We start from the raw sequence: 2,810 nt of genomic DNA, 5'->3' as shown, positions 1-2,810 counted from the left end.
CCGGCCCCCCCCCCCCCCCCGCGGCCCCCCCCCGCCCCGGCCCGGGGCGCCCGGGGCGCCCGGCCGCCGGGGCGACCGCGGCCGCCTCCACCCGCCGCAGCCAGGGCAGCGCCCGGCAGCGCCGGAACAGCCGCGCCGCCTCGTCGTACGACGCCGACTCCGGTGTCCGACCCGGCCGTTCGGCGTGCAGTTCGGCCAGCGCGAAGGCCGCCCGCGCCTCCTCCAGGCCGAAGCCCAGCCCGGCGAGCCGTTCCCGCGCCGACACCAACCGCGTGAGTGCCGCCCGGTGTTCGCCCCGCGCCGCCCGCACCAGGGCCTCGGCCCGGTCGAGTACGGCCAGGACGCTCCCGCGCCCCAGCCGCAGTGCGTGGGCCCGGGTGACCTCGATGACGTCCATCGCCTCGGCCGGCTCCCCGGTGCGCACCAGCGCCTCCGCGAGGTCGCCCTGCCAACGGCCGCGCGCCGGATCGGTGATGCCCGCGCCGGCCTCCAGCTCCCGCACCCGGCGCAGCGCCCGTACGGCCGCCGCCGCGTCGCCCGACACCAGGCTCGCGTGGCCGAGCGCGGCCAGCGCCCGCGACAGGTACACGGCGTCGCCGTCCTCCTCCGCCCGCCGCACCGCCTCGCGCGCCAGCTCCAGAGCGCGGTCCGGTTCGCCGCCCGCGGCCTCGGCGAGCGCGGCCTGCATCGCGCCCGCACCCTCCCCGATGCCCGCGTCCCGCGCCAGGGTCAGGCTCTCCCGGGACAGTTCGAGCGCCCGGCCGCAGTGGCCGGAGTGCAGTTCGGTCTCCGCGAGGAAACGCAGGTAGTGCACCTCGCTCTCGGCCATGCCGCGCCGGCGCACCTCGCGCAGCAGCGCCGTGACCGTGGTCCGCGCCTCGGCCAGCCGGTCGCTCATGACCAGCCAGCGGAACCGGGACGAGCCGGCCCCGTTGTGGTGGCACGCCACCCGCGCGTCCTGCGGCTCCTCCAGCGCCCGCCGGATGGTCGCCGGGGCGTCCGGATGCCCCATCAGGGTCTCGGCCTGCGCCTGGAAGGCGAGCGCCAGCAGCTCGCTGCGCCGGTCCCCGGCCCGCGCCGCCAGCCGGGCCGCGTGCGCGGCCTCCTCCCGGCCCTGCGCGAAGTCTCCCTGCACCACCAGGCCGCGCCAGGCCAGCTGGTAGTGGACCAGGGCGAGCAGCCGGGGGTCGTCGCCCGCGTCGGCCAGGGCCTGCGGGAAGACCGCGTCCACCTCGCCGATGGCCTGCCCGGCGGCCTCGATCACCACCATCCAGGCGCGGACCCGCTCGCCGGGCGCGGTGGCCCGGGCGAGCACCTCGTGGGCCAGGTCCCGGGCGAGGTCCGGCTCACCCGCGGTGATGGCGTCCTCGGCGGCCGTCAGCCGGCGTTCCTCCGGGCCGGGCGTGCCGTCCACCGGGGTGTGGCGGGCCGCGAGCAGGCCGAGCGACGCGGCCACCGACGGCGCCCCGCGGTCCCGGGCCAGCGCGGCGGCCTCCGCGAGCCGGTCGGCGACCCGCGGGTCGGTGCCGGTGGTGGCCAGCGCCAGGTGCCGGGCGCGCTCGATCGGGTCGGAGGCGGCCGTGGACAGCGCGGCGTGCGCGGCCCGCCGCTCCGACGTCGGCGCCTCGGCGTACAGGGCGGCCGAGATCAAAGGGTGCGCGAACCGTACGGTCGGGCCCTCCGGGTCGGGCGCCAGCAGCCCGAGCGCCGCGGCCTGGGCGGTCTCGGCCTCCGCGTTCTCCCGGCCGGCCGCGTGCAGCAGGGCCGGTGTCGGGCGGGCGCCGGCACTGGCCACGAGCAGGGTGCGGCGCGCCTCGTCGGACAGCATCTCCAGGCGGGACAGGACCAGCGCGCGCAGCGAGGTCGGCACCGGCAGCGGCTCGCCCGGACGCGGTGCGGCGGGGCTCTCGGCCAGGGCCCGTCCCAACTCCAGCGCGAACAGCGGATTGCCTCCGCTGGTGCGGTGGATGTCCCGGACGGTGGCACGGTGCAGGCCCGTGTAGCCGCGTTCGCCGAGCAGCGCGGACACCTGGGCGCGGGTCAGCGGGCCGAGGCGCACCGCGCGGGTGTCGGGAGGGGAGGCCCGCAGATGGCGGTCGTACTCCGCACCCTCCGTGTCCGGGCCCTCGGTCCGCACCGCGCACAGCAGCCGGACCGGGGTGTCGCCCAGGCGGCGGGCGGCGAAGCCGAGGAGTTCCGCACTGGCCGGATCCAGCCACTGGAGGTCGTCGGCGACGACGAGGACCGGCCCCGCGGCGGCCAGGGCCCGCAGCGCGGACAGCACCGCCAGCCGCAGCGCCAGTCCGTCGCGCTGCAGGGTGGACTCGCCGCGTCCGGTGAGCGCCGACTCCAGCGCGGTGCGCTGGGCCGCGGGCAGCCCCGGGGACACCTCGTCCAGGACCAGGCCGAGAAGGTCGGCGAGGGCGAGGAAGGGAAGGTGCGATTCGGACTCCGTGGCCGAGCAGCGCAGGACGGTGCGGGCCGTGCGGGCATATTCCGCGGCCAGGGTCCGCAGCACGGTGGACTTTCCAATTCCGGCGGGCCCGTGCAGCAACACGCTGCCGCCCCGGGTCAGTTGGTCACGTGCCGCGCCGAACGAGTCCTCCCGGCCGACGACCAGGTCGGAGCGGCGTCCGGCAGACTCCGTGAAGTCCCGTGGCACGGTGACCGCTCCCCTCCGTGTGTCGTGTCCGGGCCAATATTAGGCAACGGGCCATTGCATTACGGAGGGACGACGAGGTGAACCAAATTACAAACAGCGGAGCCCCGAAAACAAACTTCCCCGGGAAATCCCCACCCGCCCCCCGCGC

Annotated in this window: 1 protein-coding gene; it reads right to left on the bottom strand. The window is 77.7% G+C overall.

All coding sequences use genetic code 11. The features are described 5' to 3' along the window. Positions 1 to 2,662 (bottom strand): ATP-binding protein (locus tag HZS56_RS37585; RefSeq protein WP_308408250.1); only part of this gene is annotated, 2,662 nt, incomplete at its 3' end. Positions 2,663 to 2,810 lie beyond the last annotated feature (148 nt).

The organism is Streptomyces mayonensis (assembly GCF_018982965.1).
Classification (GTDB): Bacteria; Actinomycetota; Actinomycetes; order Streptomycetales; family Streptomycetaceae; genus Streptomyces; species Streptomyces mayonensis.
This window is presented reverse-complemented; position numbering and strand designations above follow the sequence as displayed.